At 67.9% G+C, this 24728-nt stretch carries 24 protein-coding genes; 20 read left to right on the forward strand and 4 right to left on the reverse strand.

All coding sequences use genetic code 11. The features are described 5' to 3' along the window. The first annotated feature begins 43 nt into the window (after positions 1 to 43). The 13 genes from FHT98_RS12165 (at position 44) to trmB (ending at position 12137) form a co-directional block, all read left to right on the forward strand. Positions 44 to 538, forward strand: a complete 495-nt coding sequence (locus tag FHT98_RS12165) for a universal stress protein (RefSeq protein ID WP_061971136.1) — start codon at positions 44 to 46, stop codon at positions 536 to 538. 101 nt (positions 539 to 639) lie between these two features. Further along, positions 640 to 1200, forward strand: coding sequence for a NifU family protein (locus FHT98_RS12170; RefSeq protein ID WP_142114178.1), 561 nt, complete (start codon positions 640 to 642; stop codon positions 1198 to 1200). A 55-nt stretch (positions 1201 to 1255) separates the two neighbouring features. After that, complete coding sequence (gene tsaB / locus FHT98_RS12175; RefSeq protein ID WP_091857695.1) at positions 1256 to 1942, forward strand: tRNA (adenosine(37)-N6)-threonylcarbamoyltransferase complex dimerization subunit type 1 TsaB; 687 nt, start codon at positions 1256 to 1258, stop codon at positions 1940 to 1942. A 71-nt stretch (positions 1943 to 2013) separates the two neighbouring features. Continuing rightward, positions 2014 to 2493, forward strand: a complete 480-nt coding sequence (locus FHT98_RS12180) for a GNAT family N-acetyltransferase (protein WP_248309207.1) — start codon at positions 2014 to 2016, stop codon at positions 2491 to 2493. Between the two features lie 83 nt (positions 2494 to 2576). Further along, positions 2577 to 3377, forward strand: coding sequence for a lysophospholipid acyltransferase family protein (locus tag FHT98_RS12185; protein WP_142114179.1), 801 nt, complete (start codon positions 2577 to 2579; stop codon positions 3375 to 3377). A gap of 105 nt (positions 3378 to 3482) precedes the next feature. Further along, a complete protein-coding gene (gene miaB, locus FHT98_RS12190) occupies positions 3483 to 4853 on the forward strand; it encodes a tRNA (N6-isopentenyl adenosine(37)-C2)-methylthiotransferase MiaB (RefSeq protein WP_113586826.1) in 1371 nt (456 codons plus the stop codon). A gap of 255 nt (positions 4854 to 5108) precedes the next feature. Next, on the forward strand, positions 5109 to 6215 hold the full coding sequence (locus FHT98_RS12195) for a PhoH family protein (RefSeq protein WP_091857694.1): 1107 nt from the start codon (positions 5109 to 5111) through the stop codon (positions 6213 to 6215). Then, positions 6212 to 6784, forward strand: coding sequence for an rRNA maturation RNase YbeY (ybeY, locus tag FHT98_RS12200; protein WP_113586825.1), 573 nt, complete (start codon positions 6212 to 6214; stop codon positions 6782 to 6784). Before FHT98_RS12195 ends, ybeY begins: the two co-directional genes overlap by 4 nt. Before the next feature lie 11 nt (positions 6785 to 6795). Further along, positions 6796 to 7785, forward strand: coding sequence for a hemolysin family protein (locus FHT98_RS12205; RefSeq protein WP_061971125.1), 990 nt, complete (start codon positions 6796 to 6798; stop codon positions 7783 to 7785). After that, the gene (gene lnt, locus FHT98_RS12210) at positions 7785 to 9380 is read left to right on the forward strand and encodes an apolipoprotein N-acyltransferase (protein ID WP_142114180.1); all 1596 of its coding nucleotides are present in this window, start codon (positions 7785 to 7787) and stop codon (positions 9378 to 9380) included. The genes FHT98_RS12205 and lnt overlap by 1 nt, the downstream gene beginning before the upstream one ends. 125 nt (positions 9381 to 9505) lie before the next feature. Further along, positions 9506 to 9919 carry a helix-turn-helix domain-containing protein gene (locus FHT98_RS12215; RefSeq protein WP_061971122.1) on the forward strand — a complete coding sequence of 138 codons (414 nt, stop codon included), beginning with the start codon at positions 9506 to 9508 and terminating at the stop codon, positions 9917 to 9919. A 128-nt stretch (positions 9920 to 10047) separates the two neighbouring features. Further along, a complete protein-coding gene (gene metK, locus FHT98_RS12220) occupies positions 10048 to 11280 on the forward strand; it encodes a methionine adenosyltransferase (RefSeq protein ID WP_091857656.1) in 1233 nt (410 codons plus the stop codon). A 161-nt stretch (positions 11281 to 11441) separates the two neighbouring features. Continuing rightward, complete coding sequence (gene trmB / locus FHT98_RS12225; protein WP_061971120.1) at positions 11442 to 12137, forward strand: tRNA (guanine(46)-N(7))-methyltransferase TrmB; 696 nt, start codon at positions 11442 to 11444, stop codon at positions 12135 to 12137. Here the strand turns inward: trmB and FHT98_RS12230 are convergent. Next, positions 12112 to 13200 (reverse strand): DUF2336 domain-containing protein, encoded by a 1089-nt coding sequence (locus tag FHT98_RS12230; protein WP_142114181.1) that lies wholly within the window; start codon positions 13198 to 13200, stop codon positions 12112 to 12114. The genes trmB and FHT98_RS12230 overlap by 26 nt on opposite strands. Positions 13201 to 13419: 219 nt before the next feature. On the opposite strand from FHT98_RS12230, the gene rimP reads away from it, so the two are divergent. The 7 genes from rimP to FHT98_RS12265 all read left to right on the forward strand — a co-directional run bounded on the left by rimP (position 13420) and on the right by FHT98_RS12265 (position 21251). Beyond that, positions 13420 to 14115: a ribosome maturation factor RimP gene (gene rimP, locus FHT98_RS12235; protein ID WP_113586822.1), complete on the forward strand. Its 696-nt coding sequence runs from the start codon at positions 13420 to 13422 to the stop codon at positions 14113 to 14115. A 5-nt stretch (positions 14116 to 14120) separates the two neighbouring features. Then, a complete protein-coding gene (nusA, locus tag FHT98_RS12240) occupies positions 14121 to 15713 on the forward strand; it encodes a transcription termination factor NusA (RefSeq protein ID WP_061971116.1) in 1593 nt (530 codons plus the stop codon). 14 nt (positions 15714 to 15727) lie between these two features. Next, positions 15728 to 16417, forward strand: a complete 690-nt coding sequence (locus FHT98_RS12245) for an RNA-binding protein (protein ID WP_274532900.1) — start codon at positions 15728 to 15730, stop codon at positions 16415 to 16417. Beyond that, complete coding sequence (gene infB, locus FHT98_RS12250; protein WP_142114182.1) at positions 16414 to 19233, forward strand: translation initiation factor IF-2; 2820 nt, start codon at positions 16414 to 16416, stop codon at positions 19231 to 19233. The genes FHT98_RS12245 and infB overlap by 4 nt, the downstream gene beginning before the upstream one ends. A 154-nt stretch (positions 19234 to 19387) precedes the next feature. Next, positions 19388 to 19846, forward strand: a complete 459-nt coding sequence (rbfA, locus tag FHT98_RS12255; RefSeq protein WP_061971111.1) for a 30S ribosome-binding factor RbfA — start codon at positions 19388 to 19390, stop codon at positions 19844 to 19846. After that, positions 19836 to 20783, forward strand: a complete 948-nt coding sequence (truB, locus tag FHT98_RS12260; RefSeq protein WP_142115746.1) for a tRNA pseudouridine(55) synthase TruB — start codon at positions 19836 to 19838, stop codon at positions 20781 to 20783. Before rbfA ends, truB begins: the two co-directional genes overlap by 11 nt. A 6-nt stretch (positions 20784 to 20789) precedes the next feature. Next, positions 20790 to 21251, forward strand: a complete 462-nt coding sequence (locus tag FHT98_RS12265; RefSeq protein ID WP_142114183.1) for a DUF3592 domain-containing protein — start codon at positions 20790 to 20792, stop codon at positions 21249 to 21251. Positions 21252 to 21257: 6 nt separating this feature from the next. Here the strand turns inward: FHT98_RS12265 and hemA are convergent, their stop codons facing one another. The 3 genes from hemA to FHT98_RS12280 form a co-directional block, all read right to left on the reverse strand. Next, a complete protein-coding gene (gene hemA / locus FHT98_RS12270; RefSeq protein WP_061971106.1) occupies positions 21258 to 22469 on the reverse strand; it encodes a 5-aminolevulinate synthase in 1212 nt (403 codons plus the stop codon). Positions 22470 to 22550: 81 nt separating this feature from the next. Further along, positions 22551 to 23810, reverse strand: coding sequence for an allantoate amidohydrolase (locus FHT98_RS12275; protein ID WP_142114184.1), 1260 nt, complete (start codon positions 23808 to 23810; stop codon positions 22551 to 22553). A 92-nt stretch (positions 23811 to 23902) separates the two neighbouring features. Further along, positions 23903 to 24649 (reverse strand): SDR family NAD(P)-dependent oxidoreductase, encoded by a 747-nt coding sequence (locus FHT98_RS12280; protein WP_113584792.1) that lies wholly within the window; start codon positions 24647 to 24649, stop codon positions 23903 to 23905. Positions 24650 to 24728 lie beyond the last annotated feature (79 nt).

Here is a 24728-nt window from a genome sequence, read left to right on the forward strand (position 1 = left end):
GCAGGCCACCATGCTCGTCCCTGAAGCGGCGGCAGGACAGTTCATGGTCAAGAGACGGCGGTCCTACGAGACGGGCCATCGCCCGAAATTCCTCGCCGTGGTCGATGGCAGCGAGGAATGCGGCAAGGCGATTCGCTTCGCCGCGCGCCGCTGCGCCCGTGTCGGCGCGGCGATCGTCCTGCTCGGCGTCGCCACCCCGCCCGAGCACGAGACCTGGCTCGGCGTCGGTGAGGTCATGCAGGCCGAAGCCGAGGCCGAAGCCGAGAAGCGACTGGAGACGGCCGCCGCCGCCGTACGGACCCTTGCGGGACTCGAACCCGAGAAGGTCGTGCGCATCGGCAACAAGGCCGACGAACTGGTCAAGCTGATCGAGGAGGACGAGGATATCTCGTTGCTCGTGCTCGCAGCCGGCACGAGCAGCAAGGGGCCGGGCCCGCTCGTCAGCGCGCTCGCCGGCAAATCCTCGGCGAGCTTCCCTATCCCCGTCGCCATCGTGCCGGGCCATCTCGAGGACGAGGAGATCGACGCCCTCGCCTGAAGGCGTGCGACTGTGATTCCATGCCGCTGGAATGATTCCAGCCGGCGGCCTATATCGGAGCCAGGAACGGCGACCTTGAATCGCCGGTACCGGAGGTATCCATGTTCATCCAGACCGAAGCCACGCCGAATCCGGCGACCCTGAAGTTTCTCCCCGGCCGCGCCGTCATGCCCGACGGCACGCTCGATCTGCGCGATCTCACTGACGCCGAGCGTTCGCCGCTGGCGCAGCGCCTGTTTGGCGTCACCGGCGTTTCCGGCGTCTTCCTCGGCTCCGATTTCATCACCGTCACCAAGTCGGACGGCGAATGGCCGCATCTGAAGCCCGCGATCCTCGGCGCCATCATGGAGCATTTCATGTCGGGCGCCCCGGTCCTCGCAGCCGGCTCGGCAGCGGATGTGATCGAGGAGGGCGAGTTCTTCGACCCCGCCGATGCTGAGACCGTCGAGACGATCAAGGACCTGCTCGAAACCCGCATCCGCCCGGCGGTCGCCGGCGACGGCGGCGACATCACCTTCCGCGGCTATCGCGACGGCACGGTCTATCTCGCGATGAAGGGCTCCTGCTCGGGCTGCCCCTCTTCGACCGCGACGCTGAAGCACGGCATCCAGAACCTGCTGCGCCACTTCCTGCCGGATGTGCGCGAAGTCGAAGCGGTCTGAGCGGAACGGGATTGCTGGTGACGATGAGCGTGGCCTGTCGCGGAATGACATCCTGATGCGCATTCTCGCGATCGATACCGCGCTCGGCGCCTGCTCGGCCTGCGTGCTGGATACGGCCGACATGGTGAAGCCCCTGGCGATCGAGCAGATCGCGATGGAGCGTGGCCATGCCGAAGCGCTGATGCCGCTGGTCGAGCGTGTCATGAAGGATGTCGAGGGCGGCTTCGGTTCGCTTTCGCGCGTCGCCGTGACCGTCGGTCCCGGCAGCTATACCGGCCTGCGCGTCGGTGTCAGCGCGGCGCGCGCCATCGCTTTTGCGGCCGGCATTCCCGCCGTCGGCGTCACCACCGTCGCCGCTTGCGCCGCGCCCCTGATCGGGCGCGAATCGGGCCGTGTCATTGCCGCCGCGCTCGATGCCAGGCACGGGCAGGTCTGGTTCCAGGCCCTGACGGCGGAGGGCAAGCCCCTGGTCTCGCTCCGGCAGGTCAGCTATCGCGACGCGGCCCGCGCCATCGGCGCCGGGCCGGTCAGCCTCGTCGGCTCCTCGGCGCTCGCCGTCGCCAACGAAGCCTGGGCGATCGGCCTCGATGCGCTGGTCATCGACGATGCCAGGGCGCCCGACATCGCCTGGGTCGCCCGGCTCGGCTTCATCGCCGATCCCGACAGCGCGCCGCCGCGGCCCCTCTACCTGAAGGCGCCGGAGACGACGCCGCAGGACAAAGCCCGCCTGCCGCGCCGGTGAGCGCATCCCCCAAATGGTGGTTGCCGCGGCGTCAGTCTGTGCGAACAGGCGGCATGGATTGGCTACGCAGATTGCTTCACCCTGATTCGGCTCCGCTGCGCACGATGCGGCTCGATGCCGGCCGCGCCCGTGATGTCGCGACCTTGCACCATCAGGGCGGTTTCGCCCGTGGCTGGGAACCGGCCGAGTGCGCGGCGCTGATCGCCGATTCGGCGGTGTCGACTGACGGCGTCTTCAGCGGCGGCGGCAGCCATCCCGAGGGTTTCGTCATCTCGCGCAAGGCCGCCGACGAGGCGGAAATCCTCAGCATCGTGGTTGCTCCTGCACGCCGCCGCGACGGTTTCGGCCGCGCGCTGCTGGCGTCGCATCTCGCCCGGCTGGCCGAAGAGGGCGTGGCCCATGTCTTCCTCGAGGTCGAGGATGGCAATCTTCCGGCGGAACGGCTCTATCGCCATTTCGGCTTTCGCGAGGTCGGGCGGCGCAAGGGCTATTACCCCAAGCCGGACGGCTCCCGCGCCACCGCGATCGCGATGCGGCTCGATCTTGCGTGACAAGCCGGCGCAATCGCGCCATTGACGGCATCTCGACCTCCGATGGGATTGCCCGTTCCGCCGATGACCGGACCCGCCTGCGCATGAACGGTCTCCGCATCGGCGCACTCGCCCGATTGGCGATGCTGTGTACCGGCACGCTCGGGCTCGTCCTCGCCCAGCTTGTCGTCATGCGTGTCGCGCCGTCGCGACGAGGCGCTTTGCCGCTGCGCTTCCATCGCCTGACCTGCTGGTGCCTTGGCGTGCGGCGGCAGGTACGCGGCGCGCCGCCGCCGGCCGGAACCGGGGCGCTGATCGTCGCCAACCACGTCTCCTGGCTCGATATCGGCGTGATCGGTGCCGAACGGGAACTCGCCTTCGTCGCCAAGAGCGAGGTCGGGGAATGGCCGGTGGTCGGCTTCCTCGCCAATCTCCAGCGCACCCTCTACATCGACCGGCAGCGCCGTAGCGCGACCGCCGGCATGGCCGCCACGATGGGTGCGCGCATCGCCGGCGGCGAGGAGGTCGTGCTCTTTGCCGAGGGTACGACCGGCGACGGCACGCGCATCCTGCCCTTCCGCTCCTCCCTGCTCGGCGCCGCGCATCAAGCGATGGGCGATGCCACGGCGGATGTGACGGTCTACCCGTTGACCCTCACCTATACCGGCTGGCAGAATCTACCGGGCGGTCGCGTCGGCCGCGCCGCGCTCGCCTGGTACGGCGATACCGAGCTCTGGCCGCATCTGAAGCATGTGCTGGAATGCGGCGCGATCGATGTCGAGCTTGTCTGGGGCGAGCCGATCGTGATGGGCCGTGCGACCTCCCGCAAGGAGGCGACGCGACTGGCCGAAGCCTCGGTCCGCAAGGCCCGTCGCCGGGCCGTCACCGGCCGCCCGGAAGCCTGAAGCTGCTGGTCCGCTGCTTGCTTCCCATCCGTTTGCATCCTGCGGCCGTTCCCAAGGCGCCCGATCCGCAGTAAAGGATGCGCTTTGGAGACCCGATCCGCGGCGATGAAGAAAGTCCATATCAAGTCCTTCGGCTGCCAGATGAACGTCTATGACGGGCAGCGCATGGCCGATATCCTGAGCCATCAGGGCTATGAGGAGACGGCGACGCCGGAGGGCGCGGACCTGATCCTGCTCAACACCTGCCATATCCGCGACCGGGCGGTGCAGAAGGTCTATACCGAGCTCGGCAAGCTGCGCGACATCAAGAAGGCGCAAGGCACTGAGGGCCAGGAGACGAAAATCGTCGTCGCCGGCTGCGTTGCCCAGGCCGAGGGCGGCGAGATCCAGCGCCGCCAGCCCGCCGTCGATCTCGTGGTCGGGCCGCAGGCCTATCACCGCCTGCCGGAGCTTCTGGCCGAGGCCGGCAAGCGCCGCGTCGTCGACACTGATCTGCCGATCGAGGACAAGTTCGGCTTCCTCCCGGCGCCGAAGCGGCAGGCGATTCTGGCGCGCGGCGTCTCGGCCTTCGTCACCGTCCAGGAAGGTTGCGACAAGTTCTGCGCCTTCTGCGTCGTGCCCTATACGCGCGGCGCCGAGTTCTCGCGTCCCGTCGCGCAGATCATGGCCGAGGTCGAGCGCCTCGCCGAGGCCGGCGTGCGCGACGTCACCCTGATCGGCCAGAACGTCAACGCCTATCACGGCGAGGGGCCGGACGGCGCCGTCTGGAGCCTGGCGCGCCTGATGCATCGTGTCGCCGCGGTGCCGGGCATCGCCCGCATCCGTTATACAACCAGCCACCCCAGAGATATGGACAGCGATCTCATCGCCGCGCATCGCGACCTGCCGCAGGTGATGCCCTTCCTGCATCTGCCGGTGCAGGCGGGCTCGGACCGCATCCTCGCGGCGATGAACCGCAAGCATACCGGCGACGAGTATCGCCGCCTGATCGAGCGCATCCGCGAGGCCCGGCCCGACATCGCCCTGTCCTCGGATTTCATCGTCGGCTTCCCCGGCGAGACCGATGCCGATTTCGAGGAGACGATCCGCCTGGTCGACGAGATCGGCTTCGCTTCCAGCTATTCCTTCAACTATTCGCCGCGCCCCGGCACGCCGGCGGCCGAGCTCACGGCGCAGGTTCCGCGCGAACTGATGAACGAGCGGCTCTACCGCCTGCAGGCGCGCATCGAGCATCACCGGCAGGCTTTCAACGCCGCCATGGTCGGACGGACTGTGGATGTGCTCCTGGAAAGAGCGGGGCGGTATCCTGGACAGCTTGCCGGCAAGTCGCCCTATCTGCAGGCTGTGCAGATCGAGAGCGAAACGAATCAGATCGGCGATATCGTGCGCGTGATGATCGAGAGGACGAGCACCAATTCCCTGTTCGGCCGGCTGGTGGAGCCTGGCGACGCCAGTGGGAAGGGTCTGGCCGCTTGAGCGCGCCCCGCCTCGTCACCATTTGCCAGGGATGGGCGGTGGCCTGTCATCAGGCTGAAATTGTTGCGTCCGGTTATGCTGCGAGACGACCCGGCCGGGCGCTCCTGCCCGTCTGGAATAGGTACCGGGGCCGGACCATCCTCCGCTACCCCGGCCTGAAGCGAGGCGACGCATTTGGCACAGGCTGATTCGACGACGCAAAGACCCGACCGGAACCCGCGGCGCGATCTCGCGCCAGCCCGCCCCGAGGGCGGTGTGCGCGAAAGCGCGGGCCGTGATGGGCTGGCGGCGACGGAGGTCGTGCTCTCCTTCGACGACAACGGCCTGGCCAGCCTGGTCTTCGGTCAATACGACCAGAACCTCGCCCATCTCGAGCGCCGCCTCGGTGTCGTGGTCAGTCCGAACGGCAACCACGTCACCGTCAAGGGCCCCCGCGAGACGGCCGAACAGGCCGGGCGCGTGCTGAAGACGCTCTATGCCCGCGCCAAGGCCGGCGCGCCCGTCACCCTCGGCGAGGTCGACGGCGCGATCGAGGAAAGCAACGTCCAGCGCTCGCTCTTCCCGACGGCGGATGCCGGCAAGACCTCCTTCGACGCGGTCGTGACGCGCAAGCGCGGACCTGTCAGGGCGCGCAATGCCGCGCAGGATGCCTATCTGCGCCAGCTCAAGCGCCATGAGCTCGTCCTCGCCGAGGGCCCGGCCGGCACCGGCAAGACCTGGCTCGCCGTCGGCCATGCCGTCTCTCTGATCGAGCAGGGCGTGGTCGAGCGCATGATCCTGTCGCGCCCGGCGGTGGAGGCCGGCGAGCGGCTCGGCTTCCTGCCCGGCGACATGCGCGAGAAGGTCGATCCCTATCTGCGCCCGATCTACGACGCCCTCAACGACTTCATGGAGGCACGCCATGTCGAGCGCGGCCTGCAGACCGGCATGATCGAGATCGCGCCGCTGGCCTTCATGCGCGGCCGCACCCTGACCAATGCGGTCGTGCTGCTCGACGAGGCGCAGAACACCACCTCGATGCAGATGAAGATGTTCCTCACCCGCCTGGGCGAGGGCTCGCGCATGATCATCACCGGCGATCCCTCGCAGATCGACCTGCCGCCGGGCCAGCGTTCCGGCCTGAACGAAGCGGTGAAGCTGCTCAAGGATGTCGAGGGCGTCGGCTATGCCCGGTTCGAGGAGGGCGACGTCGTCCGGCATGATCTGGTGCGACGCATCGTCATGGCCTATGAGAGCGCAGCGCGCCATGAGCGCGAGGAACGGGAAGAGCGCTTGCGCAATCCCGATGTGCCCCCGGATCTCAACCGGGAAGGCGACAGCGAAGGGCTGAAGCGGATGTTGGCGCGGGAGCGGCCGCGATGAACGATCGACCTCGCGGGCGGCGCCAGGCGCCGCCACCCGAGAAGACGTCTCCGGAAATCCATCTCGACCTCAGGGCGCAGTCGCGCCGCTGGCATGAGCTGGGCAAGCTGGCGAGCCTGCGTGCATTGCTGAACGAGGCGCTCGACGCCGGCATCGCGGTGTCCCCGCGCAAGCCGATGGCTGGCGCCGAGCTCAGCCTGCTGCTCACCGACGACAGGCGCATCCGCACCGTTAACCGCGACTGGCGCGGCTTCGACAAGGCGACGAACGTGCTCTCCTTCCCGGCCGCCCCGCCGGAGCGCATCGCGCAGAGCCCGCTGCTCGGCGACATCGTCATCGCCTATGAGACCGTGCTGCGCGAAGCCGAGGCCGAATCCAAGAGCGTGAGCGACCATCTGCGCCACCTAGCCATCCACGGCCTGCTCCATCTCCTCGGCGAGGATCATGAGACCGAGGCCGAGGCGCGCCGCATGGAAGCGCTCGAAATCGCGGCGCTTGCCCGTCTCGGCGTGTCCGATCCCTATGCCGGTGCCGAACTCGTCACGGCGCTTAGCCCTTCTTCCCCGTAAGCCCCACGATCATGAGCGACGACAGTCGACAATCCCAGAACGAAACCGCCGGCCGTGGCCTCGGCCACTGGCTCGGACAATTCCTCGACCGGCTCGGCCTGCGCGGCGGCGGCACCGCCCGCGAGGAAATCGTCGAGGCCCTGGCCGAGGAGAATGGCGAGCTCGCCGATCTCTCCGCCCAGGAACGCGCGATGCTCACCAATGTGCTGAGCCTGCGCGAGCGCCGCGTCGACGACGTGATGATCCCGCGCGCCGATATCGTCGCCGTCCCGGCGGATGCGACGCTGGACGAGCTGCTCGCGCATTTCCGCACCGCCGGCCATTCGCGCCTGCCGGTCTTCGACGACACGCTCGATGATCCCCGCGGCATGGTCCATATCCGCGACTTCCTCGAATACATCGCCGAGAAGGCACGGCCCGGGGAGAACCGGCCGCCGGAAGAGAACGGCAAGCTCGCCATTCCCCATACGCTCTCGGCTGTCGACCTCTCGACGCGCCTGTCCGAGACGAAGCTGCTGCGCCCCGTCCTCTATGTTCCGCCCTCGATGCCGGCTGTCGACCTTCTCGTCCGCATGCAGTCGACCCGCACCCATATCGCGCTGGTCATCGACGAATATGGTGGCACCGACGGCCTCGTCTCGATCGAGGACCTGATCGAGATCGTCGTCGGCGATATCGAGGATGAGCATGATCTCGAGGAGACCCCGATCGTACCCGCCGGCGAGAACCGCTTCACGGCGGATGCGCGCGCGACCCTCGCCGAGCTCAAGGAAGCGACCGGCGTGGACCTCTCCGGCAACGAAGTGGCGGATGACATCGATACGCTCGGCGGGTTGATCGTCACGTTGGCAGGCCGCGTGCCGACCCTTGGAGAGATGGTGAAGGGGCCGGATGGCCTCAGCTTCGAGATCCTCGATTCGGACCAGCGCCGCGTGAAGCGCCTGACCATCCACTGTCACGGCGAGCCCGCCACGGAGGAACCGGCGATGGAGCCGGGCTGATGGGGCTGTCGGGGGCAGCGGAGGCCGTCATCCTGGGCTGGGGCTGGCGGAAGCGCCTGGTCGCGCTCATCGCCGGGGCGAGCGGCGCGCTCGCCTTGCCGCCGCTCGACCTCTGGCCACTCGTGGTCGTGCCGATGACCATCGCGGTCTGGCTGATCGACGGCGCAGTGGGCACCAGCGCCTGGCGCCGCTTCCGGGCCGCCTTCGCGGTCGGCTGGTGGTGGGGCTTCGGCTTCTTCCTCGCCGGCCTGTGGTGGCTCGGCGCCGCCTTTCTCGTCGAGGCCGACAAGTTTGCCTGGGCGATGCCGCTCGGCGTCGTTGCCCTGCCCGCTTTCCTCGCGCTCTTCCCGGCCTGCGCCTTCGGCCTGGCGCGGCTGGCCTGGCCCAGGGGCGCCGGGCGCATCCTCGTGCTCGCGGCCATGCTCGGCATCAGCGAATGGCTGCGCGGCCATGTCCTGACCGGCTTTCCCTGGAACCTCTACGGCATGATGCTGGCAGGCGAGATCCATCTCGCGCAGGCCGCCTCGCTGGTGGGGCTCTACGGCCTGACCCTGTTCGCGGTGGCGATCGGCGCGGCCCCGGCCGTGCTCGGAACGGCCCGGACGACGGCGGGGCGCAACCTGCCTCTGCTGCTGGCGGCGGTGGCCTTGGCCGGCCTCTTCGCCTTCGGATACTGGCGCGTGCCGGCCGCTCCTTCACCGCTCGTCGCCGGCGTGAAGCTCAGGCTGATGCAGCCCAACCTGCCGCAGGATGCCAAGTTCAACGGCAATAACGGCGCGGCGATCCTCGAACGCTATCTGGAGCTGAGCGATCGGGCGACCAGCCCGACCACGCCGGGCCTCCAGAGCGTCACGCACCTGATCTGGCCGGAATCGGCCTTTCCATTCCTGCTCGGCCGCACGCCCGGCGCCCTGTCGCGCATCGGCGCGGTCCTGCCGCCGGACGTGACGCTGATCACCGGTGCGGCGCGCGCCGGCGAGACGCTGCCCGGCGAGAGCCGGCCGCCGATCTACAACGCGATCCAGGTGGTCAATGACGAGGGCGTCATCGTCGCCAGCTACGACAAGGTCCATCTCGTTCCCTTCGGCGAATACCTGCCGCCGTTCCTGGAGACGCTGATCCGCCGGGTCGGTCTCTCAGAGTTCGTCTCGATTCCCGGCGGCTTCGCTTCGGGCAGCGCGCGGATGCCGCTCGCGATCAAGGGGTTGCCGACGGCGGCGCCGCTGATCTGCTACGAGGCGGTGTTTCCGGGCGACGTCGCCGCGCGCGGTCCGCGCGCCGGCTTCTTCCTGAATCTGACCAATGACGGCTGGTTCGGCCAGACCAGCGGCCCTTACCAGCATTTCGCGCAGGCGCGTCTGCGCAGCATCGAGGAAGGCCTGCCGCTGGTGCGCGTCGCCAATACTGGGATTTCCGCGGTGGTCGACCCTTACGGCCGCACCGTGGCGAGCCTGCCGCTGGGCGTCGAGGGCGTGCTGGACTCGAGCCTGCCGCGCAGCGGCCCCGTCACGCTTTACGCCAGGGCGGGGGATATCGCCTTCGCGGGATTGCTGCTGCTTTTTCTCGCTTTTTCCCGGTTTCGGGCCCGGAATTAATCCCGATTGGAACTTTTTCGCGGCAAAGGGTGGATTAGCTGCGGCGCCTATAATAAAGGACGGCTACCGCGCCGACCAGGATGGCGGCTCCTGGTCATGACACTGATGCCTAAGCAGGGTGAATCATGATCAAGAAGGTCCCCAATCCGATCGACAAGCATGTCGGCAGCCGCGTCCGCATGCGTCGGATGCTCGCGGGCGTCAGCCAGGAGAAGCTGGGCGATGCACTCGGGCTGACCTTCCAGCAGGTGCAGAAATACGAGAAGGGCTCCAATCGCATCAGCGCGAGCCGCCTCCAGCAGATCGCCAAGATGCTGGATGTGCCGGTGGCCTTCTTCTTCGATGGCGCTCCGACCGGCGACCTGCCGGAGCCCGGCTTCGCCGATTCCGCCGCGACCACCTATATTTCCGAGTTTCTGGCGACCAGCGAGGGCGTGCAGCTCACCAAGGCCTTCACGCAGATCAAGAGCGGCCGGGTTCGTCGGCGCATCATCGATCTCGTCGAGGCGCTCGCGGAGGAAGACGCCGGAAAGGCGTGATATCGTCCTCGTTTCGTTCGATGTGACGAACGATCCTCCCGATAAGCGGACTTTTCCGCTTGACGACGAACGCGTCCGCTGCAATGACGGGTCCTCGTCGGGCTGGCGCCGCTGCGCCGGCCTTTTCCATGTGCCGATTCAGGGAAGCGCCGACCGTGTCACGCCAGAATTACCTGTTCACCAGCGAGTCCGTCTCGGAGGGGCATCCCGACAAGGTCTGCGACCGCATCTCCGATGAGATCGTCGATCTGTTCTTCAAGGAAGCGGCCAAGGCCGGCATGGATGCGAGCAAGGTCCGCGTCGCCTGCGAGACGCTGGCGACCACCAACCGCGTCGTCATCGCCGGCGAGGTCCGTACCTCTCTCGACGAGAAGGCGATGAAGAGCAAGGTCAAGTCGGCCGCGCGCAAGGCGATCAAGGCGATCGGCTACGAGCAGGACGGCTTCCACTGGAAGAAGTGCAAGATCGACGTGCTGCTGCATCCGCAATCCGCGGATATCGCCGTGGGCGTCGATGAGGCCGGCAACAAGGATGTCGGCGCCGGCGACCAGGGCATCATGTTCGGCTATGCCAGCCGCGAGACGCCCGAGCTGCTGCCCGCCCCGATCTATTACGCCCACAAGATCCTCGAGACGCTGACGCTCGCCCGCAAGAAGGGCGAGGGCGCGGCCGCCAAGCTCGGCCCCGACGCCAAGAGCCAGGTCACGGTCAAGTACGAGAACGGCAAGCCGGTCGGCGTCACCCAGATCGTGCTCTCGACCCAGCATCTCGACGAGTCGCTGACCTCCGCCGACGTCCGCAAGATCGTCGAGCCCTATATCCGCCAGGCGCTGCCGGATGGCTGGATCTCCAAGGACACGGTCTGGCACATCAATCCGACCGGGAAGTTCGTGATCGGCGGCCCTGACGGCGACGCCGGCCTGACCGGCCGCAAGATCATCGTCGACACCTATGGTGGTGCTGCTCCCCACGGTGGCGGCGCCTTCTCGGGCAAGGACCCGACCAAGGTCGACCGTTCGGCGGCCTATGCGGCGCGCTATCTCGCCAAGAACGTGGTCGCGGCCAAGCTCGCCGATCGCGCCACGATTCAGCTCTCCTACGCCATCGGCGTCGCCAAGCCGCTGTCGATCTATGTCGACCTGCATGGCACTGGCAAGGTCGACGAGGCCAAGCTCGAGGAGGTCCTCGGCAAGCTGGTCGATCTCTCGCCGAACGGCATCCGCAACCATCTCGGCCTCAACAAGCCGATCTATGCCAAGACCTCGGCCTATGGCCATTTCGGCCGCAAGGCCGGCCGCGACGGCTCCTTCTCCTGGGAGAAGACCGATCTCGTCGACGCGCTGAAGAAGGCCGTCGCCTGAGACTGACCGTCGGGTCATGAATGGAAAGGCCGGGGTTCACCCGGCCTTTTTTCTTTGACTTGATGGATCAGGTCGCTGAAACACCGCCGTCGCTCCGGATCTCCACTGCGCTGCGCCCGGAATGACGACGCTCTATTGGACAAAGCGATACGAATACGATCATGACCCACGACCCCGATCATGACGACCGCGCCTTCTATGGTCGCCGCAAGGGCAAGGCCCTCCGCGACGGCCAGAGCCATCTGATCGAGCACACGCTGCCGCGCCTGCGTTTGCCGGAAGGGGAGATCGCCGATCTCAAGGCGCTGTTCCCGCAAGCTGTCGAGGCGGTCCGGCTGGAGATCGGCTTCGGTGGCGGCGAGCATCTCTTGATGCGGATGCGCGAGAGCCCGCAGATCGGCTTCATCGGCGTCGAGCCCTTCATCAACGGCATGGCCAAGTTCCTGGCCGTCGCCGAGCGCGAGGGGCTGACCAATATCCGCGTCTGGGACGACGATGCCGCCCTTCTGCTGCCGCGCTTCCCGGCCGGCAGCCTCGATGCGATCGACCTGCTCTATCCCGATCCCTGGCCGAAGCGCCGCCAGCGCAAGCGCCGTTTCGTCTCGGAGCATACGCTCGGCCTGTTCGCCCGTGCGCTTCGCCCCGGCGGGCGCTTCCGCTTCGCCAGCGATATCGACGACTATATCGGCTGGACGCTGTCGCGCCTGATGGCCTCGCCCGATTTCGACTGGACCGACGAGCGGCCGGGCGACTGGCGCACGCCCTATCCCGGCTGGATTCGCACCCGCTACGAGGCGAAGGCGGTCCGCGAGGGGCGCATCTCCAGCTATCTCACGGCTTTGCGTCGCGCATCCTGAGGAAGCCGAGCACGCGCTGGGCAGTCCCCTGGGCGAGGTTGCGGAAGCTTTCGCGGGCGCGGTCGACGGAGGCCTGTGACTTGCCGAAATCCTTGCGCAGCGAGATCAGCGCCGCTGTCGTCTCCCACGACCAGCCGAGCGCGCGCGCCACCAGCAGCACCGCTTCGCGGTCGCTGCCGAGAATGATCTGCTCGCTCGCCGGCAGGCCGAGCTGCGCCAGCACGGCGACGCCGCAGATCGCATGTTCGGCCGCGCCGTCGCGGGCGTAGTCACGGACCTTGGCCTCGTCGAGCAGGCCGGCTTCGTTCAGTTCGCGGATTTCGACGAGGGCGGCGCTGATGGCACCGAGCTCGCCGGGCATCTGGCCTCCGGCGGCGATCGCGTCCGCTCCGCGTTCGACCGCGCCGTCGACATCGCCCGCCAGGACGGGTTCGAGGCTCTCGCTGAGCCGGCGCCGGGCGGAGTTCTTGGCGGCAGTCATGAGCTGGTCGACGAGTTCCGCCGGAATGTCGCGCCTCAAGCCCAGCGTGTGCTGGAGCGCATCGTCCTGCGCCGCCCGCATCACCAGCACGCCCATGCCGTGGCGGGAGAAACGTGCGGTCTGGTTGGCCGCGACCGCATGGGTGACGACGCGCCCGCCGCGCAGGATCAGGAAATCGGTGACGGGCTCGCCGAGTTCGGGCCGTTCGGTGATCGCGAGCATATGGTCGCGCCCCTTGGCGGCGGAGATCGCCACGAGATCCTGGTCGTTCAGGCGTGGCGACTGCACCAGCACGGCGCGCGCCACGGCGATCTCGTCGAGGGCGAGCTGGCGCACGATGCCGCTCGGCGCATTCGGCACCGGCGCGAGCCGCTCCGACAGTTCGACGCGGGCGCGCAGTTCGATGGCGCGCGACAGCCGCCCGATCACGACGTCGAAGACGCCGACCTGCTCCTCATCCATATGGACGGCCGTGGCCAGGAACAGATCCGTCAGCCGCGACAGGATGTCGGCGCGCTCTTCGTTCGAGCCGCGCAGCATCGTGGATTCGAGATCTCGCAGCAGCGAGCCGACCGCACTCATACCTGATCCTCAACCGCTATCCCGTCATGCAGTCTGGCATGCGAAGGATGACCATCGGGTTAGCGCCGCCGTAACCGAGCTTGCATATCGGGGCGATGCGGACTAAATAGCGGGCAACAGCTCTGGTATCGGTTAACGCCGATGATCAAGAGCGGGCCCACCGGCCCGCTCTTTTTTATTGGCCGCGACCCGCCGGAGGCAGACGGAACGGTCCGGGCCATGAGTGAACCCACCCACGAGCCGACAACGGCACCCGATCAGGAACCCCGCCTCGTCGTCGAGGGTGGCGTCGCGGCGCGTGTCGCCGTGATCATCGAACCGGCGATCGTCGATCTCGGCTACCGGCTGGTGCGTGTGCGCGTCAGCGCCCAGAATGGCTGCACCGTGCAGATCATGGCCGAACGGCCGGACGGCACGATGAATGTGGAGGGCTGCGAGGCGATTAGCCAGGCGGTGTCGCCGGCGCTCGATGTCGACGACCCCATCCAGGCGGCCTATCATCTCGAGGTCTCGTCGCCGGGCATCGACCGGCCGCTGGTGCGCGCCAGCGATTTCGAGCGCTGGGCGGGCCATCTCGCCAAGATCGATACGAGCGAGCTGGTTGCCGGGCGCAAGCGCTTCCGTGGTATTCTGCGCGGCGTCGCCGGCCAGGACGCACTGCTGACGCGCGACGATGCCAGGAGCGAGGAAGAGCGTGACGTCGCGATTCCGATGCGGGCGATCGCCGAGGCCCGCCTCGTCCTGACCGATGCGCTCGTCACCGAATCGCTGCGCCGCGGCAAGTCCGGTCTGCCGCCGGAGATGCCGGCCGCCGAAGAGATCGCCAGCCCCAAAAAGGGCCGAGGGAAATCGCTGGGACCGCGGCCGACGAAGGCCGGCGAGACGGCCCCGCAAGACAATAACGAAGAGGAGTGAGCGTCATGGTCGTCAGCGCCAACCGGCTCGAACTGCTGCAGATCGCCGACGCGGTCGCCCGCGAGAAGTCGATCGACCGCCAGATCGTCGTCGACGCCATGCAGGACGCCATCGCCAAGGCCGCCCGCTCGCGCTACGGCGCCGAGACCGACGTCCATGCCGAGATCAACACCAAGACCGGTGAACTGCGCCTCGCCCGCCATCTCCAGGTTGTCGACCTCGTCGAGAACCCGGCGATCGAGATCACGGTCGACGAGGCCAAGCGCCATAATCCGGCTGCCCAGGCCGGCGACGTCATCGCCGATCCGCTGCCGCCCTTCGATTTCGGCCGCATCGCCGCCCAGTCGGCCAAGCAGGTCATCGTCCAGAAGGTGCGCGAGGCCGAGCGCGATCGCCAGTACGACGAGTACAAGGATCGCATCGGCGAGATCGTCAACGGCGCGGTCAAGCGCGTCGAATACGGCAATGTCTTCGTCGATCTCGGCCGTGGCGAAGCCATCATCCGCCGCGACGAGATGATCCCGCGCGAGACCTTCAAGGTCGGCGACCGGGCCCGGGCCTATGTCTACGACGTGCGCCGCGAGCCGCGTGGCCCCCAGATCTTCCTGTCGCGCACCCATCCGCAGTTCATGGCCAAGCTGTTCGGCCAGGAAGTGCCCGAGATCTATGACGGGATTGTCGAAGTCAAAGCTGTCGCCCGCGACCCTGGCTCGCGCGCCAAGATCGCCGTCATCAGCCGCGATTCCTCGATCGACCCGGTCGGCGCCTGCGTCGGCATGCGCGGCTCGCGCGTGCAGGCCGTCGTCGGCGAATTGCAGGGCGAGAAGATCGACATCATCCCGTGGTCGCCGGATGTCGCGACCTTCGTCGTGAACGCCCTGCAGCCGGCGGAAGTCGCCAAGGTCGTGCTCGACGAGGAAGCCGACAAGATCGAGGTCGTGGTTCCCGACGAGCAGCTCTCGCTCGCCATCGGCCGCCGCGGCCAGAACGTCCGCCTCGCTTCGCAGCTCACCGGCTGGGACATCGACATCCTGACCGAAGCCGAGGAATCGGAGCGCCGCCAGAAGGAATTCGTGCAGCGCACCGACCTGTTCATGAACGCGCTGAACGTCGACGAGACGGTCGGCCAGCTCCTGGCCTCGGAAGGTTTCCGCAATGTCGAGGAGGTCGCCTATGTCGACCTCTCCGAGCTCGCCTCGATCGAGGGCTTCGACGAGGACACCGCCGGCGAGATCCAGAGCCGCGCGCAGGAGCATCTCGCCGCGGTCGAGGCCGAGTTCGACGAGAAGCGCCGGGCGCTCGGCGTCGAGGACGCCTTGCGCGAGGTCGAGGGCGTCACCACATCCATGATGGTCGCGCTCGGCGAGAACGACGTGAAGAGCGTCGAGGACCTCGCGGGCTGCGCCACGGACGATCTCGTCGGCTGGACCGAGCGCAAGGATGGCGAGACCACCCGGCACGCCGGCTATCTCGATGGGTTCGACCTGTCGCGCCAGGAGGCGGAAGCGATCATCATGGCCGCGCGTATCCACGCCGGCTGGATCGAGGCGCCGGCCGAGGAGCCTGAGGCGGAAGCCGACGAGGCGGCCGAGGCCTGAGCGGAGCCCGCGTAGTGAAAGCGGCGGCGCAGAAGGAATCGGAACGGAGTTGCGTGGTCACCCGTGCGGTGAAGGCGCCTGACGATCTGATCCGCTTCGTCGCCGGGCCGGACGGCACTTTGGTGCCGGATTTGCGGCGGAAACTGCCCGGACGTGGCGTCTGGGCCAGCCTCAGCCGCAAGACGGTCACCGAGGCGATCAAGCGCAAGGCCTTCGAGCGCTCGCTCAAGGCGAAGGTCGCGGTTCCCGCCGACCTTGCGGAGATGATCGATGCGCTGATGCTGCGCGATGCGCTCCAGGCGTTGTCGATGGCCAACAAGGCGGGGCTCGTGATCGCGGGCTTCGCCAAGGTCGAGGCGCTGATCGGCTCGGGCCGTTGTATCGGCGTCATCGCGGCCAGCGATGGGGCCGATGACGGCAAGCGCAAGATCGGCCAGGCCATCAGGCGGATCGGGGTGGCCCGTGAAGCCGAAGGGCTCAAGGCCCGTGAACTGCCCGTCGTTGCTATTTTCACGGCGGCGGATTTGGAATTGGCGTTGGGGCGGGCACATGTGATACATGCCGCCCTTGCTCCGGGACCAGCGGCCGAGGGCGTCCTCTCCCGCTGGCGTCGGCTCGTCCGCTACCGGACGGACGATGCCGCCGCATCCGACCAGAACGATACCGAAGACACGACCGAACCGGCAGGACCGAACGCGGAATGACCGATACCAAGACCCCGGGCGACAAGACGCTGACCGTCAACCCGCCCAAGACCCTGTCGCTGAAGCGGCCTGTCGAGCAGAGCACTGTTCGCCAGAGCTTCTCGCATGGGCGTACGAAGCAGGTCGTCGTCGAGGTGAAGCGCCGCGCCGCCGGGCACGAGGTCAAGGAGCCGGTTGCGCCGCGTGCGCCCCAGGCCCCGGCTCCCCAGGCCGCCCCGCCCCGCCCGGCCGCTCCGCAGCCGCCCCAGCGCCCGGCCAGCAGCATGCTGCTGCGCACCCTCTCCGATGAGGAGAAGGACGCCCGTCAGCGCGCGCTCTCGGAGGCCCGCAGCAGCGAGGCCGAGGCCCGCCGCATCGCCGAGGACGAGGCGCGCCAGCGTGCCGCCGCCGCCGAACGCGAGCGCCAGGAGCGTGAAGCCGCCGCCGCGCGTCAGCGCCAGGAGGAAGAGCGCCGCCGTCAGGAAGACGACCAGAAGCGCCGGGTCGAAACCGCCGCGCGTCAGCGCGACGACCAGCCCGCCCGCCCGGCTTCGCCGCCGCCGGCCCGTGAGGATGCGCCTGCGCCCCAGGCGCCTGCGCCGCAGCCGACCCAGTATTTCGGCCGTCCGGCTCCCTCCGGCCCGCGCGAGTTCACCTCGCGTCCGCCGATGCGCGATACCGGTGCGCGCCCGCCGCGGCTCGACAGCCGCCCGCCGCGTTCCGATGCGCCGCGCACGCCCCGCATCGACACGACCGCTCCGTCCGAGCCCGCGATCGCCCGGCCGGTGCGTCAGGCGCCTTCGGCCAACACGACCCGCAACCGCTCGGATGATGTCGACGTCAAGGCTGCGTTCCGCCGCCCCGGCCTGAGCGCCGGCGCCGGCCGTGGCCCGGCTCCCGCCGCGCCCAAGACGCCGAAGACCACGAATGACAAGCCGCGCGGCCGCCTGACGCTCTCGACCGCAACCGGGAGCGAGGACGAGCGGACACGTTCGGTCGCCTCGTTCCGCCGGCGCGTGCAGCGCATGACCGGCCATCGGGCTTCCGATGTCCAGAAAGAGCGCGTGATGCGCGAGGTGATCATCCCGGAGACGATCACTATCCAGGAACTCGCGAACCGCATGACGGAGCGCGGCGTCGACGTCATCCGCCTGCTGATGAAGCAGGGCGCGATGCACAAGATCACCGACGTGATCGATGCCGACACCGCCCAGCTCATCGCCGAGGAAATGGGCCACACCGTCAAGCGCGTCGCCGAATCCGACGTCGAGGAAGGCCTGTTCGACACGCCGGATACCGACGAGACCCTGGCCTCCCGCCCGGCAGTCGTGACGATCATGGGCCATGTCGACCACGGCAAGACCTCGCTGCTCGACGCGATCCGCAAGACCAAGGTCGTCACCGGCGAGGCCGGCGGCATCACCCAGCATATCGGCGCCTATCAGGTGACGACCCCGCTCGGCACCCAGGTGACCTTCATCGACACCCCCGGCCACGCCGCCTTCACGGCGATGCGCGCCCGTGGCGCCAAGGTGACGGACGTCGTCGTGCTGGTCGTGGCGGCCGATGACGGCGTCATGCCGCAGACGGCCGAGGCGATCCATCATGCCAAGGCGGCCGGTGTGCCGCTGATCGTCGCGATCAACAAGGTCGACAAGGCCGATTCCAACCCGGATCGCGTGCGCGCCGAGTTGCTGCAATACGAGATCCAAGTCGAGACGCTCGGCGGCGAGACGCTGGAAGTCGAGGTCTCCGCCAAGACCGGTCACAACCTCGACAAGCTGCTGGAAGCGATCTCGCTTCAGGCCGAGCTGCTCGATCTCAAGGCCAATCCCGATCGCGCGGCCGAAGGTACGGTCATCGAGGCCAAGCTCGATCGTGGCCGCGGCCCGGTCGCCACCGTGCTCGTCCAGCGCGGCACGCTGCGCACCGGCGACATCATCGTGGCCGGCGCCGAATGGGGCCGCGTCCGCGCCCTGATCGCCGATACCGGCGCGCAGGTGAAGGAGGCTCCGCCCTCCATGCCGGTCGAGGTTCTCGGCTTCAACGGCACGCCCGAGGCTGGTGACCGCGTCGCGGTCGTCGAGTCCGAGGCCCGTGCCCGCGAGATCACCGATTACCGCGAGCGTCAGCGTCGCGACCGCCTCGCCGCCCGCGGCGCGGCCTCGGGCGCCGGCCGCTCGCTCGCCGAGATGATGCGCGAGCTCAAGGAAGGCGCCGGCCGCAAGGAATTCCCGCTCGTCGTCAAGGGCGACGTGCAGGGTTCCGTCGAGGCCATCGTTGGCGCTCTTGAAAAGGTCGGCAACGAAGAGGTTCGCGCCCGCGTGCTCTCGTCGGGCGTCGGTGCCATCACCGAGTCGGATGTCACGCTCGCCCAGGCTTCGGGCGCGGTGGTCGTCGGCTTCAACGTGCGCGCCCACAAGGAAGCGCGCGAGGCGGCCGACCGGGCCGGCGTCGAGATCCGCTACTACAACATCATCTATAACCTCATGGATGATGTGAAGGACGCGATGTCGGGCCTGCTGGCGCCGACGCTGCGCGAGACCATGCTCGGCAACGCGACGATCCTCGAGATCTTCAACGTCTCGAAGGTTGGCAAGATCGCCGGCTGCCGCGTCACCGACGGCACGATCGAGCGCGGCGCCAATGTCCGCCTGATCCGCGACAACGTCGTGGTTCACGAGGGCAAGCTCGGCCAGCTCAAGCGCTTCAAGGACGATGCCAAGGAAGTCGTGGCCGGCCAGGAATGCGGCATGTCCTTCGAGAACTATCAGGACATGCGTGCCGGCGACGTGATCGAGTGCTATCGCGTCGAAGAGATCAAGCGCAGCCTCTAAAGGCCGCGCTTCCTGAAACAGCGCGTCATGGCCGGGTTGCAAGCCCGGCCATCTCGTGACGAGAAGAGCGCGTCCAGCGCCTTATCTTCCTGAGACGGCGGGCTTTGTCCCGCCGTGACGTTTGATCCGGTCCGATCCCGGAGAAACGAGAACCATGGCAAAACCTGCGAAACCCACCGGTCCTTCCCAGCGGCAGTTGCGCGTCGGCGAACTGATCCGCCACGCTCTCGCCGAGATGCTGGCGCGCGGCGACATCCATGACGATGTGCTGGCAAAGCACGTCATCACCGTGCCGGAGGTGCGCCTCTCGCCGGATCTCAAGCTCGCGACGGCCTACATCATGCCGCTCGGCGGGCAGGATATTAAGCCGGTGCTCAAGGCGCTCGAAGCCAACAAGCGCTATATGCGCGGTGAGATCGCGCATCGCGTGAACCTGAAATACGCGCCGGATATCCGCTTCCGTGCCGATGAGAGCTTCGCCGAGGCCGAGCGCATCGACGCACTGCTCGATACCGACGAGGTGCGCCGCGATACGCAGGTCGAGCGCCTCAGGATCGACCAGGACCACGAAGACCAGGCTCCCGAAGAAGACCGCCGTGACGATGACCGCTGAGAATCCATCCGAAACCGTCCCGGACCAGGAAGCCACCCCGGCATCGCGCCCGAAGAAGCGTGACGTCCATGGCTGGGTCATCCTCGACAAGCCGATCGGCATGACCTCGACCCATGCGGTCAGCGTCGTGAAGCGCGCTTTCGGCGCCAAGAAGGCGGGCCATGCCGGCACGCTCGATCCGCTGGCCTCGGGCCTGCTGCCGATCGCATTGGGCGAGGCGACCAAGACGGTTCCCTTCGTCATGGACGGCCGCAAGGCCTATCAGTTCACCGTGGCCTGGGGCTCTCAGACCAATACCGACGATACCGAGGGCAGCGTCATCGCGACCTCGGACAAGCGCCCCGACGAAGCCGCGATCACAGCCCTGCTGCCCCGCTTCACCGGCACGATCCTGCAGACGCCGCCCAAGTTTTCGGCGATCAAGATCGCCGGCGAGCGCGCCTACGATCTCGCTCGCGACGGCGAGGAGGTCGAATTGCAGGCGCGGCCCGTCGAGATCGACGCGCTCACCATCGTCAGCCATGACGGCGCGACCACGACCTTCGAAGCCGAATGCGGCAAGGGCACCTATGTCCGCGCCATCGCCCGCGATCTCGGCCTCGCGCTCGGCTGCCTCGGCCATGTCGCGCATCTGCGCCGCACCCGCGTCGGGCCGTTCACGGTCGCTGAGGCGGCGAGCGTCGAGACCCTGCGCGAGAGCCCTGAGAGCGCGCTCTCGGCCCTGCAGCCGGTCAAGGCGGCTCTGACGCTGATCCCTGAGATCGTGCTCCACCGTGATGCCGCCGCCCGCCTCAAGCGCGGCCAGAGCGCCCTGCTGCGTGGCGCCGGCGCCCCGATCGAGCTTGAGGCAGCCTACGCCACCTGCGCGGGCACGCTGGTGTCGACGGGCTCGGTCCAGAACGGCGAGTTCGTCCCCCACCGCGTCTTCAATCTCTGAGGGCGGATGGGCGAAAGCCGCAGGAAGCAGCAGTTCGGGGGCCCGGCCCAGGATGGCCGGCTCCTGTTCTGGCGGATCGGCTGCGTTTTCGGCATTGTCGCCGTCATTCTCACGACGGTCTGCTACTTCATCTACAGCCACAACCAGAAGCTGCTGGCGCGTGCCGACCGCGCCGCCGGGACCGTGGTCGAACTGCGGCACGGCGGCGGGGATTCCACCTATAGGCCGGTCGTGAGCTTTCAAACGGCGCAGGGACGGTCCGTCACCTTCGTGACCTCATGGGGCACGAGCCCGCCGGCCTATAGCAGGGGCGACCGGGTGACCGTCCTCTATGACGCTGCGAGCCCGGAAAAGGCCGAGATCGAGGGCTTCCTGTCCCTGTGGATGGGAACCCTGATCCTCGGTGGACTGGCGACGGTCTTCGCGCTGCTTTCGGGGGTTCTGATGATCGTGGCGAAGCGGGGCTGAAAAGCCTCAGGCCGCCCGCTTCAGCCCGTCGCGCGCCCAGATTGCACTGAGCGCCGCCACCAGCGTGTCGATATCGGCATCGGAATGGAACGGCGACGGCGTGATCCGCAGACGCTCCGTGCCGCGCGGCACGGTCGGGTAGTTGATCGGCTGGACATAGATGTCGAAACGATCGAGCAATTCGTCGCTGATCGCCTTGCAGGCCTTCGCCTCGCCGACCATCACCGGCACGATATGGCTGGGATTGGCGAGATGCGGGATGCCGGCCCGGTCGAGCTTGCGGCGCAGCGCCGCGACGCGGTCCTGCTGGCGCTCGCGCTCCGCGGAGCTTTCCTTGAGATGCCGGATCGCCGCGATCGCGCCCGCCGCCACGGCCGGCGGCAGCGAGCTGGAGAAGATGAAGCCGGAGGCGAAGCTGCGGATGAAATCGCAGAGCGCGGCCGAGCCGGTGATGTAGCCGCCGATCACGCCATAGGATTTCGCCAGCGTGCCCTGGATCAGGGTCAGCCGGTCGGTCAGGCCCTCGCGCTCCGAAATGCCGCCGCCGCGCGCGCCGTAGAGGCCGACGGCATGGACCTCGTCGATATAGGTCATCGCGCCGAACTCGTCGGCGATGTCGCAGAACTCGCGGACCGGCGCGATGTCGCCATCCATCGAATAGACCGACTCGAAGGCGATCAGCTTCGGCCGGGCGGGATCGAGCGCCGCGAGCTTGCGGCGCAGGTCGGCCGGGTCGTTATGGGCGAAGATATGCTTCTCGGCGCGCGAATGGCGGATGCCCTCGATCATCGAGGCATGGTTCAGCCCGTCGGTCAGCACGATGCAGCCGGGGATGCGCGCGGCCAGCGTCGAGAGCGAGGCCCAGTTCGAGACATAGCCGGAATTGAAGATCAGCGCGGCTTCCTTGCCGTGCAGGTCGGCGAGCTCGCGCTCCAAGAGGACATGGTAATGGTTGGTACCGCCGATATTGCGGGTGCCGCCGGCGCCGGCGCCACTGCCGTCGAGCGCCTGATGCATCGCGGCGAGCACCTTGGGATGCTGGCCCATGCCAAGATAGTCGTTCGAGCACCAGACGGTGACCTCGCGCGGGCCGCTCTCGCCATGATAGGTCGCGATCGGGAAGCGGCCGGCCTGGCGTTCCAGGTCGGCGAAGACGCGGTAGCGGCCCTCGCCGCGCAATCCGTCGAGTTCCCGGCGGAAGAAATTCTCGAAATCCATGGCCAGCCTCCTGCGGCGCGCTTTTCCTAGGCCTTTCGGGCGGCCTTCGGAATGGTGCGCGGTGTCGCGGCTGGAATTGTTCTACTTCGCCTGTTCGGCCAGCTCCAGAATCGTTTCGATGAGGACGCGGATGGCGATGCCGGCATCGGCCTCGGTCATGTTCTCCAGGGGCGAATGGCTGATGCCCTTTTCATTGCGCACGAAGAGCATGGCGACGGGCGCGACCGCCGCGATCGCCATCGCGTCATGCCCGGCGCCGGACGGCAGCCGCCGGCCGGCGAGGTTGTTGCCGCACCGGGCGATGCCGGCGGCGAGCGCATCCTGCAGCCTGGGCTCCATCGGCACGGCCGCTGCGCGAGCATAGGGGATGATCTCCAGCCCGACACCGCGCCGCTGTGCGATCTCGCCGAAGCGTTTGCGGATCTCCGCATCCATCGCCGCAAGGGTCGCATCCTTCGGGGCGCGAAAATCGATGGTGAACTCTGCCGAGCCGGGAACGACATTGGTCGCGCCGGGGTCAGGCCTGAACACGCCGACGGTGCCGACGGCGAGCTCGTGCGCAGCCGCGATCTGCTCGAGTGCCAGCGCCATCTCGGCGGCGGCGGTCAGCGCATCCCTGCGCAGCGCCATCGGCACGGTGCCGGCATGGCCCGCCACGCCGGTGACGCGCACCTGTGCCCGGCTCTGGGCATTGATGGCGGTGACGATGCCGACCGGCTCGTTCTCCGCCTCCAGCACCGGCCCCTGCTCGATATGGACTTCGAGATAGGCCTGGATCGAGCCGGGCTTGCGCGCGAGCGCTGCGATCCCTGCCGGATTGCCGCCGAAGGCGACGAGCGCATCGCCGAGCTTGACCCCTTCGCTGTCGCGCGCTTCCAGCCAGGCCGGATTATAGGCACCCGCCAGCGCTTCCGAGGTCGAGAGATGCGTCGGAAACCTGACGTTTTCCTCGTCGCCGAAGCCGACCACCTCGAGCGGGAAGGGCAGGCTGATCCCGGCGTCGCGCAAAGCCTGCGCCGCGAGGATACCGGCGACGACGCCGAGATTGCCGTCGAAGCGTCCGCCATCCTTGACCGTGTCGATATGCGAGCCGATCAGTACGGCAGGCGCGCCCGGCACGGTGCCTTCGCGCCGTCCCTGCACCGAGCCCGCGGCATCGATGAAGGCGCTGAGACCCGCTACCTCCATCGCACCCTTGACCCATTCCGCCGCCTGCTTGTGCGCAGGCGAGAGATAGAGCCGCGTCAACTTGCCGGGCTCGTCGCTGAAGCGGTTGAGACCGGCCAGCGCCGCGAAGGCGCGGGCGCCGAGGACGGCGGCGGAGGGGAGCGTCTGCGTCATGCCGCCAAGCTAGATCAGGGTTTCGAAAACCGCGACCGGCAATTTCGCCAAGCAGCTTCTCTCCGGCGGCATGATCCGCTCCGCTCGCCCCGTCAGTACGTCGCGCGGCCGCCCGAAAGGTCGAACACGCCGGCCGTGGTGAAGCTGTTCTCGGCCGAGGCCAGGAAGGCGACCATGGAGGCCACCTCGTCCGGCAGCAGGAAGCGTCCGCGCGGAATCTTCGCCAGCATGTAGCCGATATGCTCCTCGCTCATCTGGTCGAAGATGCGGGTGCGCGCTGCCGCCGGCGTGATGCAGTTCACGGCGATGTCCTTGTCGGCGAGCTCCTTGCCGAGCGACTTCGTCAGCGCGATCACCGCCGCCTTCGAGGCCGAATAGGCGGAGGCATTGGGATTGCCTTCCTTGCCGGCGATCGAGGCGACCAGGACGATGCGCCCGTAATTGCGCTTGACCATGCCGGGGATCACCGAGCGGCAGCAATGCAGCGTGCCGTCGACATTGAGCTTCATGACCTTGGCCCAGTCCTCTAGCGGATATTCCCAGGTCTTGTGGTTCGGTCCGGCGATGCCGGCGCTGGTGACGAGGATGTCGATGCTGCCATGCTGGGCCTCCAGCGCATCGCTCGCCTTCTGGACGGCAGCCGCATCGGTCACATCCACGCCGACGCCGATCGCGCCATGGCCGATCTCGGCCGCGGCCTTGGCTGCGAGCGCGGCATCCACATCCCAGATCGCGACGGTCGCGCCGCTCTGGGCAAAACGTTCGGCGACGGCGCGGCCGATGCCCTGCGCCCCGCCGGTCACGATGGCGACGCGCTTCTTTAAATCGATTTGGTTCATGCCCAGCCCTCCCGAACGTCTTATGCGAATCACCCTAGCCGGCCGGATTGGCACCGGCCAGAGGGCATCGCCGCTTCGG

Source organism: Allobosea sp. AK1 (assembly GCF_006714945.1).
GTDB classification, from domain to species: Bacteria; Pseudomonadota; Alphaproteobacteria; order Rhizobiales; family Beijerinckiaceae; genus Allobosea; species Allobosea robiniae.

Excerpts from the sequence above, each read along its gene's own strand:
- FHT98_RS12215 (WP_061971122.1), top strand. The coding sequence starts at position 9,506 with ATGATCAAGAAGGTCCCCAATCCGATCGACAAGCATGTCGGCAGCCGC.
- FHT98_RS12280 (WP_113584792.1), bottom strand. The coding sequence starts at position 24,649 with ATGAACCAAATCGATTTAAAGAAGCGCGTCGCCATCGTGACCGGCGGG.
- FHT98_RS12170 (WP_142114178.1), top strand. The coding sequence starts at position 640 with ATGTTCATCCAGACCGAAGCCACGCCGAATCCGGCGACCCTGAAGTTT.
- nusA (WP_061971116.1), top strand. The coding sequence starts at position 14,121 with ATGGTCGTCAGCGCCAACCGGCTCGAACTGCTGCAGATCGCCGACGCG.
- rimP (WP_113586822.1), top strand. The coding sequence starts at position 13,420 with ATGAGTGAACCCACCCACGAGCCGACAACGGCACCCGATCAGGAACCC.
- ybeY (WP_113586825.1), top strand. The coding sequence starts at position 6,212 with ATGAACGATCGACCTCGCGGGCGGCGCCAGGCGCCGCCACCCGAGAAG.
- hemA (WP_061971106.1), bottom strand. The coding sequence starts at position 22,469 with ATGGATTTCGAGAATTTCTTCCGCCGGGAACTCGACGGATTGCGCGGC.
- FHT98_RS12265 (WP_142114183.1), top strand. The coding sequence starts at position 20,790 with ATGGGCGAAAGCCGCAGGAAGCAGCAGTTCGGGGGCCCGGCCCAGGAT.
- metK (WP_091857656.1), top strand. The coding sequence starts at position 10,048 with ATGTGCCGATTCAGGGAAGCGCCGACCGTGTCACGCCAGAATTACCTG.
- lnt (WP_142114180.1), top strand. The coding sequence starts at position 7,785 with ATGGGGCTGTCGGGGGCAGCGGAGGCCGTCATCCTGGGCTGGGGCTGG.
- FHT98_RS12205 (WP_061971125.1), top strand. The coding sequence starts at position 6,796 with ATGAGCGACGACAGTCGACAATCCCAGAACGAAACCGCCGGCCGTGGC.
- truB (WP_142115746.1), top strand. The coding sequence starts at position 19,836 with ATGACCGCTGAGAATCCATCCGAAACCGTCCCGGACCAGGAAGCCACC.
- rbfA (WP_061971111.1), top strand. The coding sequence starts at position 19,388 with ATGGCAAAACCTGCGAAACCCACCGGTCCTTCCCAGCGGCAGTTGCGC.
- tsaB (WP_091857695.1), top strand. The coding sequence starts at position 1,256 with ATGCGCATTCTCGCGATCGATACCGCGCTCGGCGCCTGCTCGGCCTGC.
- FHT98_RS12230 (WP_142114181.1), bottom strand. The coding sequence starts at position 13,200 with ATGAGTGCGGTCGGCTCGCTGCTGCGAGATCTCGAATCCACGATGCTG.
- FHT98_RS12185 (WP_142114179.1), top strand. The coding sequence starts at position 2,577 with ATGAACGGTCTCCGCATCGGCGCACTCGCCCGATTGGCGATGCTGTGT.
- infB (WP_142114182.1), top strand. The coding sequence starts at position 16,414 with ATGACCGATACCAAGACCCCGGGCGACAAGACGCTGACCGTCAACCCG.
- FHT98_RS12165 (WP_061971136.1), top strand. The coding sequence starts at position 44 with ATGGTCAAGAGACGGCGGTCCTACGAGACGGGCCATCGCCCGAAATTC.
- miaB (WP_113586826.1), top strand. The coding sequence starts at position 3,483 with ATGAAGAAAGTCCATATCAAGTCCTTCGGCTGCCAGATGAACGTCTAT.
- FHT98_RS12275 (WP_142114184.1), bottom strand. The coding sequence starts at position 23,810 with ATGACGCAGACGCTCCCCTCCGCCGCCGTCCTCGGCGCCCGCGCCTTC.
- trmB (WP_061971120.1), top strand. The coding sequence starts at position 11,442 with ATGACCCACGACCCCGATCATGACGACCGCGCCTTCTATGGTCGCCGC.